Origin of the sequence: Streptococcus mitis, from assembly GCF_905187495.1 — a bacterium.
Taxonomy (GTDB): domain Bacteria; phylum Bacillota; class Bacilli; order Lactobacillales; family Streptococcaceae; genus Streptococcus; species Streptococcus mitis_CU.
This window is the reverse complement of record NZ_CAJJIB010000054.1, coordinates 1-347: the sequence shown is the minus strand read 5'-3', so window position 1 is coordinate 347 and position 347 is coordinate 1. Positions and strand designations below refer to the sequence as shown.

Annotated in this window: 1 pseudogene; it reads left to right on the top strand. The window is 38.9% G+C overall.

The annotated features are described in order from the left end of the window. Nucleotides 1-347: pseudogene (locus JQ843_RS05345) on the top strand (MucBP domain-containing protein); the annotation flags it as partial.

Genomic DNA, 347 nt, shown 5'->3' with positions numbered 1-347 from the left:
ACAGATGCTTCTCTAAATGTTAAATACGATACAGCTGATCACAAAAAAGAATCTATCACTAAAGATGGTGTTAAATATTACTTAACAGCTAAAGAATTGAAAGATGGTTCTAAACCAGCTACTGGAGACGTAGTAGAAGGAACAACTACAGTAACTTACGTTTATGAAAAAGCTGGATCAGTAATCGTTAATTACCAAACAGAAGATGGAACTCCATTAGTAGGTGTTGACGCAGATGGTGCTAACGTAGCTTCAGGTGCTAAAGACACAACAGACGCTAAAGCAGGAACTGACTACAACACTGCAGACAACGGATTGAAACCAAACCGCATCACAACTGCAGAAGG